The 6,437-nt window shown below is 49.3% G+C and carries 8 protein-coding genes and 2 pseudogenes; all 10 read right to left on the bottom strand.

Features of this window, described 5'->3' with window-relative positions; translation table 11 throughout:
* Positions 1 to 124: 124 nt before the first annotated feature.
* Positions 125 to 1,033 (bottom strand): hypothetical protein, encoded by a 909-nt coding sequence (locus tag AOQ57_RS07955; protein ID WP_093626868.1) that lies wholly within the window; start codon positions 1,031 to 1,033, stop codon positions 125 to 127.
* A complete protein-coding gene (locus AOQ57_RS07950; RefSeq protein ID WP_093626866.1) occupies positions 1,030 to 2,013 on the bottom strand; it encodes a hypothetical protein in 984 nt (327 codons plus the stop codon). Before AOQ57_RS07950 ends, AOQ57_RS07955 begins: the two co-directional genes overlap by 4 nt.
* Positions 2,014 to 2,022: 9 nt before the next feature.
* A complete protein-coding gene (locus AOQ57_RS07945) occupies positions 2,023 to 2,286 on the bottom strand; it encodes a hypothetical protein (RefSeq protein WP_093626864.1) in 264 nt (87 codons plus the stop codon).
* Positions 2,287 to 2,427: 141 nt separating this feature from the next.
* Positions 2,428 to 3,081, bottom strand: a complete 654-nt coding sequence (locus tag AOQ57_RS07940; RefSeq protein WP_093626862.1) for a response regulator — start codon at positions 3,079 to 3,081, stop codon at positions 2,428 to 2,430.
* 2 nt (positions 3,082 to 3,083) lie between these two features.
* Positions 3,084 to 4,136 carry a sensor histidine kinase gene (locus tag AOQ57_RS07935; RefSeq protein ID WP_093626860.1) on the bottom strand — a complete coding sequence of 351 codons (1,053 nt, stop codon included), beginning with the start codon at positions 4,134 to 4,136 and terminating at the stop codon, positions 3,084 to 3,086.
* 21 nt (positions 4,137 to 4,157) lie between these two features.
* Positions 4,158 to 4,592: a GAF domain-containing protein gene (locus AOQ57_RS07930; RefSeq protein WP_093626858.1), complete on the bottom strand. Its 435-nt coding sequence runs from the start codon at positions 4,590 to 4,592 to the stop codon at positions 4,158 to 4,160.
* Between the two features lie 65 nt (positions 4,593 to 4,657).
* Entirely contained in the window at positions 4,658 to 4,921 is a 264-nt protein-coding gene (locus AOQ57_RS08435) for a hypothetical protein (RefSeq protein WP_093626872.1), read from the bottom strand.
* A 96-nt stretch (positions 4,922 to 5,017) separates the two neighbouring features.
* Positions 5,018 to 5,479, bottom strand: a pseudogene (locus AOQ57_RS08430) (molybdenum cofactor guanylyltransferase); the annotation flags it as partial.
* On the bottom strand, positions 5,476 to 5,973 hold the full coding sequence (gene moaC, locus AOQ57_RS08365; RefSeq protein ID WP_235789039.1) for a cyclic pyranopterin monophosphate synthase MoaC: 498 nt from the start codon (positions 5,971 to 5,973) through the stop codon (positions 5,476 to 5,478). The pseudogene AOQ57_RS08430 and the gene moaC, both read right to left, overlap by 4 nt.
* A 201-nt stretch (positions 5,974 to 6,174) precedes the next feature.
* Positions 6,175 to 6,405: pseudogene (locus AOQ57_RS08360) on the bottom strand (molybdopterin-guanine dinucleotide biosynthesis protein B); the annotation flags it as partial.
* Positions 6,406 to 6,437: the final 32 nt, after the last annotated feature.

Here is a 6,437-nt window from a genome sequence, read left to right as displayed (position 1 = left end):
TTCGGTGCGTAGTTGACAATCAAGACCTCCCGTTTAATGGTAAACAGCTACTATGTTCAGTATAACGGGTTTGGTGAGTAAAATCAGCATATTATTTTTGGTAAATTAAAATAAAATAATATTTCTATTTTATATAATCTTCCACTTGTTTAATAAAGGTTGCTAATCTTTCCTTAGCCGGCCTGTCCGGCAGGACTTGAACATCAAGACGCGTTTGGCTTAGCAATTCGCCAGCTATCTCCAGGGCCTGAGCTTGTCCCTTTTTTATGGCCAATGTAGCAGCCTGTTGAAAATCTTCTGGGCTCGGGCGGTGGGGCTGGTGGAAGAAGTTATCGAACCAAGCGGCTTCGCTTTCTCGAGTAAACAAGAGGGCGAGGGGGTAGTTTCCGGTAACGATTTGGCGTTGAAAAACCGTTGGGTCGCTTAGCCCTTCGCATTCGTCAATAATGTGGACAGCCACGGCTAAAGCTTGACCAATCTGACCAGTCAAGGAGATAACTTCTGGTGATTTGGTGGTGCTAGCAGTAGCGTGGCGGGCAGTTAAAGAAGCCACGAGGCCGTCGCGAGCTCGTAAGTCAGCTAAGTAGTTGGCCACCTTAAAGTTGGCGTTGTAATTATATTGAAGCCGCTGAATCTGGGCAATCGCTAGGTCCCCAGCGTCAATCTCAAATTCACTCATTAGGGTGCTGGGGGTGTTAATCATCCGTAACCCAGCTAGGTAGCGGTTCATAAGGTAGGGAAAGACAAAGGAGCTTGCCTTTTGTCTGGCCATGTCTGCCGGGGAGTCTTGGCTGGGATCGAATGCAGCCGGATTTAAACACATACCAAGGGATAAAAACTCTGGCAGGGCAGCGGAATGGACTTGATCCATCGTTAGTTCCCGGTCACTAGTTAAAATTGAAAAGAGGTGAAACCGAAATTGGCGTTGAACATGATCGAGCTCCGGGTCAAGCATGTCCAAGATGAGCGGGGGCAACTGGCTGATGAGGGTCGCTAAGCCCTCACTTAGTTCTTCGTGGTTTGGAAAGTTCATACATGGCCCCCGCTAAACTTATCAACCTCAGCGGCCAATTGTTCTGCTACCGGAATATACACGTCGCTAAAGTACTTATTGAAATCGATCGTGGAATCAACCATGCTCATTTCCTTTTGGGCCCGTTCAAAGGCATCGTTGCGCATGTTAGAGATCAACGTCGCCTTTTGATGGCGAAGGTGCTTACTGAGCTTTGGGTTGTCCGTTCCGTACTGCGTTAGGAAGTAGTAGAAGACCTCATAAAAGGTATTATCTAAAACCCAAAAGAAGGTCGAACGGCGCACATTGTCATTCATAACTTCGGCGAAGCGGTTTTCACCCAGCAACTCCTTAGTAGAAAAACTAGCCGCTGATAGGACGATTGCTTGGACCTCGTGCATATCGGCCATGAAGGTGGCAAAGTGATCGAGATTGTCGTCTTTTAATTCAAATCCCAACACCATTTCACGTTCCTTAGCACTCATCTGGGTGAAGTTAGCAAGGTACTCCTTTTGGACGTCGACTGCGTCGCTTACCAAGTCGGCCTCTAGAGCTTCCAAGAGGATTTGGTTGGCGCACAGGTACTCGTTGACGACTGCCCAAACCTTTGGGAAGGTGGCGTTGAAGTCGGTAAACAGTTCTTGGGTAGTAGTAACAACTTCTTGTTTAACTTCTTCATCCTTGACGTGGGGGATGAACTTAACCACCAGCGGGATCTCATCACCGGCTTTGAAAAGCCCACGTTTTTGGCGTTGTTCCTTCTCGTACGCCTTTAATTCGTCAAGGTCTACGAGGCCAAGGGGCATGATGTTGATCTCGCTGTTAGTGGTCATGACCTGTAAGGAGAAGGGAGTATCTTCATGTTGGTTCATCACAAAGGACTTGAGCCCTTCAAAAAGCTTAGTTCGGTTATTAAGTGGATCGTCAGGGTCAGCGTAAAAGGCGGAGGTGTAGATGGCGGTATTAGCGTACTTGCGATTGAGTTGTTCTTTGGCGTCCATTGGCTCCTCCTATTCGGCTTGCTCGTTTAGTTCGGCCAGTTTATCGATCCCAGCGTTGGTTAAGGTGGCCTCGGTTAGGTCAAGAGTAGCGAGACTCTGGGACTCACTTTCGTCGATGTTAGCGTGGGTCACGTACCCCTGTTCAACGGCATACTTAGCGGTTAAAAAGAGGTTTGACTGTGGATTGAGCTGGCGGCGTGAAGGAAAGCGGTGGCGGGTGATATCGCTTAAGATTCCCCGCAGCTCAGCATCTTTAGATAGGTTAGTGGCCATAATGATTCCTCCCGAATGGTTTTTCTATGCCAATTTTACAGGTGCGGTGATGATAAAAACATTGGGGGCTTGCCTAAAAAATGGTGGCGCCGTCGTTTTTATCGACCAAAAAAGCCCTCTGGGTACTGGGAGGGCTAGGGGTTAGAGATCAATTAAGTGGTGGTGAATGGCGTAGCGAACAAGGTCCGCTCGGGTACTCAACTGAAGTTTACGGACAATGTTAGCCTTATGAGCCTCCACCGTTTTAGTGGAGATATAAAGCCGGGCGGCGATCTCCTTATTGGTGTAGCCAAGGGCGACAAGGGGAAAGACCTCGCGTTCGCGGTTGGAAAGGGAACGGTACCCAATCAGATTGACGTCAACCCCGTCTGAATTAATCTGGTTTAGGTCCTTCTTGGTGAGGGTAATGTTCTCATCAATGTAGTTTTCCCCGTTGGAAACATGAGTTAAGGCGCGCAGAATTTCGGAATCCGGTGAGCTCTTGAGGACGTACGACATCGCTCCGTTGTGCATTGCCTTGTTAATGTATTCTTGTTCTTCATGCATCGATAGGATGATAATCCGCACGTCTGGGTAGTGTTCGTGAATCCGCTGGGTGGTGATGAGGCCGCTTTCACCAGGTGGCATTGAAAGGTCCATAATCAAAATATCGATCCCCTTTTGTTCAACGCACATATAGGTATCAGTCCCGTTGGCGGTTTGTCCCACCACCTTAAAGGCCGGTTGTTTGTCGATTAGGTAGGCAATTCCCGACCGCACGATGGCGTGATCGTCGGCAATTAAGACATTATACATAGTTACTCTCCGTTGCTTTGCTCGTTAGTGTGTTTAATAACCGGAAACTTGACGGTTACCGTCGTTCCCTGGTCCGGTGCGGAATCAATCATGAAGGAACCGTTCAGGGATTTAACCCGTTCGCTCATGTTCATTAAGCCAAGTGAATGGCCGTTAAAGCCACGGTTGGCTTGGTAATCAAACCCGGTCCCGTTATCGATTACTTCCAGGCTGATATAGTGTGCATGGGCAACCAAAATCACCGTTATTTCAGATGGGTTAGCGTGCTTCAAGGCATTGTTGATTGCTTCCTGGGTGATCCGATATAGGACGTTTTGAACATCAGTTGACAGGTCCGAGGTATCGGCCCGACCAATTACATTGATGATTACCCCAGAATTTTCCGTCAGCCGCTTGGCTAGTGCTCGAATGGCCGCCAGCAGTCCAAAGGAGTCGAGGACCGAGGGACGGATATCTAGGGCCATTTCCTTGACCTCTCGCAGGGTATCATCAAGTTGGCTTTCAATCATTGCACTGACCCGCTGGCGTTCCTCATTATCCATTTGCTCGCCGTTTAAACGGCGGACCCCCATAATCGCTGAATAAACACCCTGGGCAATGCTGTCGTGGAGATCCTGGGAAATCCGTTTGCGTTCATCTTCGTAGGCACGGTTAACATACTGGTTAAGCATCCGTTGTTGTGCAACCTGGTTAGCCCGATCGAGGGGGGCTTGACTTTTTAGTTCCAGGGCATAGACCTGGTGAGTCGGGGAAAGAATCCGGTAGACCATGGTGTAACGTAGGGGATGGGTATGCTCCGGTGGAAGATCTACTGGAATCGTCAACTCGGGAAGCTGGTTGATTATTTCGCAATCATAACACCCATCCGCCTTTGATTGTTGCTGACTAATGGCGGTTTGAGCGAGTTCTTGAAGGTAGCTCAGGTCGAGGTCAAAGGCGTTAACCAGCTCCTGCCCGGCCTGGTTGGCAACCACCAGTTGATCGGCTTGGAAAATAAACGTGGCATCTGAGGAGAGGTCAAAGAATGATTGAATCCAGTTAGCTGTTTCTAACAAAAAAGTCGCCTCCATCCTTGGCTAGATCAGGGATTGGGACAACTTTGTTGCATCTTGCTCGTTAACCTGGCGCTCCTCATCGCGGAAGCCAGCCAACAAAACCCCGTTGACGGTGCCAAAGGGACCATTATTGATCGGTACTGCCACACACGAGTGGAGATCTTCCGCCCGGGCAATGGGGGAGTATAGGCGATCGCTTAGGTCAAGGGCCAAAATATCATTATGCCAAAAAGGTGTTCCGGTGCGCAATACCAACCCGGCAATCCCAATCCCACGGCGTAGAACAATTTGCCGGAACCGCTCGTTTTGGTTCCCCGCGACCCAAAGCCACCGGGTAAGGTGGGGACTAACGGGAGCCTGAAGAGCCACCCCAACAAAGTCGTAGTCGGTTTGCTGGTACAAGCTAGTGACAAGTTGTTGGTAATTGTGTAGTGGCTGCGGTTGTTCTGCGTTCATAGTCTTCCTCCATATTATACCCTAAGAATTTGAATGCGCAAATATTCCAAAAAGAATAATATTATTTATTTCATCCCTCGATAATATTGATCTAGGTCAAGTTTAAAGTTAGGATCGAGGTACTCACGATAATGATTATAGTCGGCTTGGATTGCCTGAATCTGGTTATCGAGCTCCTCTAGTTCAGCGTCCTTTTCTAACGAACGCATTTCCTGGTTAACCTCCCGTTCCCGATTTTCCAAGAGGGTTCGCCGAATAGTGAGGTCGGAAAGAACCAGGGTGATTAGCTTTTGAAAATCGGCGGGTGTCATTTCTTGCATGTTCTTCATTGATACTGAACTCCTTTGGTTGTGGTTAATAAATTCTTTTACTGGAGCGTCAATTAGTAGTGGTTGACAGTGCAGCGCCCCCTTTAAAAAGTCTTTGAGGCGTCGCTGGCCGCTCATTAGCCATTCTTGCACTACTGCCTGGTCGACCGTGATGTGGGCCAGGGTATAGTGATCCTTGCCGTTTACTCGTAGGTAGTGGTTGTTTCTTTGAGCAAGGAGGGCAAGGGAGCCTGCGGTTAAGTCAGGATAATCACAGGGCGAAAGCAGGATTTCTTGTCTTTCTTGCTGGTGAGTAGCGCAGGCCGCTAGGATGCCGGCTACTGGTCCCTGGCCAGCAAAGGCCGGTGGGTCAAGAATAATGGTAATCTGGGGGCCGTTGACCAAGCGCTTAATTTGAGCCTGGTTGGACCGGTTAGCTACAACCAGGATGGAGTCGCACAAGGGGCGCAATCGGTTAACGGCAATTACAACGTTGGGGAGGTGATTGGCAAAGGCGTAAGTTGCCTTATCCACGCCGAAGCGCCGGGATTGCCCTCCCGCTAAAACAAGGCCGATCATTGATCAGCCTCGGGGACGTCTTGGAAGTGAAAGTGGCCTGACTTACCACCGCTTTTTTCAACTAGGTGGACGTCGTTAATCACCATTCCCCGGTCAATGGCCTTACACATGTCATAAATGGTTAAAAGGGCGGTCTGAACGGCAAGAAGGGCTTCGATTTCAACCCCGGTTACGTGCTTAGTTTTGGCGGTAGCGGTGGCGGTGATGGTGTCTAACCCGTTATCTTCAAAGTGAATGTCGATACCAGTGAGGGGGATCAGGTGGCACATGGGGATTAGTTCACTGGTTTTCTTGGCGGCCATGATACCGGCTACCTGGGCGACAGCCAGGACATCTCCCTTTTTCATTGTTCCAGCATGAATACGATCAAGGGTTGCTTTCTGCATCCGGATTGACCCAGTGGCCGTAGCAAGACGGGCGGTGACTTTTTTTTCGGTCACGTCAACCATCTTAGCCCGATCCTGGTCGTTAAAGTGGGTTAATGAATCAGTCATTTCAAGGGTATCCTTTGCTTTGTTCTTAGTTACGTAATTATAGAGCCAATCAATGATGGTTTGCTCACCAATCAAGTCGGCACCAGGGTTCTCACTGAGGGCTCCAAAGGCTAAAACACCGCAATCGGGCCAGTCAGCAGGGCGTTCGTCACTTTTTAGCAGGATCACCCGCGGGTAGGGGGCTTGCTTGTGGCCTTCAATGATAATCACGTCGTTTTTTTCATCTAATTGCTCAATTACTTGGGAGAGTGGTTTTGTCCTCCTTTGCCGAAGAAAACAGCCCCTTTGTGACTCGAAAACAACCTGAGTTGCCCCAGCCTCAAATAAGCGGTCACTGTCGGTACCAGGGTGATCCATACTGCCGGTGTGGGCATCGTGTTTAATGGCCGCCACTGTCCAGCCGGCCCTGCTAAGACGCTTGACCAATCTCATTGCCACCAGAGTCTTGCCCGACTTCTTGTGGC

Source organism: Limosilactobacillus gorillae (assembly GCF_001293735.1).
GTDB classification, from domain to species: Bacteria; Bacillota; Bacilli; order Lactobacillales; family Lactobacillaceae; genus Limosilactobacillus; species Limosilactobacillus gorillae.
Note: the sequence above shows the minus strand (reverse complement) of the source record. Positions and strands in the feature narration are given on the sequence as shown.

Excerpts from the sequence above, each read along its gene's own strand:
- AOQ57_RS07955 (WP_093626868.1), bottom strand. The coding sequence starts at position 1,033 with ATGAACTTTCCAAACCACGAAGAACTAAGTGAGGGCTTAGCGACCCTC.
- AOQ57_RS07950 (WP_093626866.1), bottom strand. The coding sequence starts at position 2,013 with ATGGACGCCAAAGAACAACTCAATCGCAAGTACGCTAATACCGCCATC.
- AOQ57_RS07945 (WP_093626864.1), bottom strand. The coding sequence starts at position 2,286 with ATGGCCACTAACCTATCTAAAGATGCTGAGCTGCGGGGAATCTTAAGC.
- AOQ57_RS07940 (WP_093626862.1), bottom strand. The coding sequence starts at position 3,081 with ATGTATAATGTCTTAATTGCCGACGATCACGCCATCGTGCGGTCGGGA.
- AOQ57_RS07930 (WP_093626858.1), bottom strand. The coding sequence starts at position 4,592 with ATGAACGCAGAACAACCGCAGCCACTACACAATTACCAACAACTTGTC.
- AOQ57_RS08435 (WP_093626872.1), bottom strand. The coding sequence starts at position 4,921 with ATGAAGAACATGCAAGAAATGACACCCGCCGATTTTCAAAAGCTAATC.
- moaC (WP_235789039.1), bottom strand. The coding sequence starts at position 5,973 with ATGACTGATTCATTAACCCACTTTAACGACCAGGATCGGGCTAAGATG.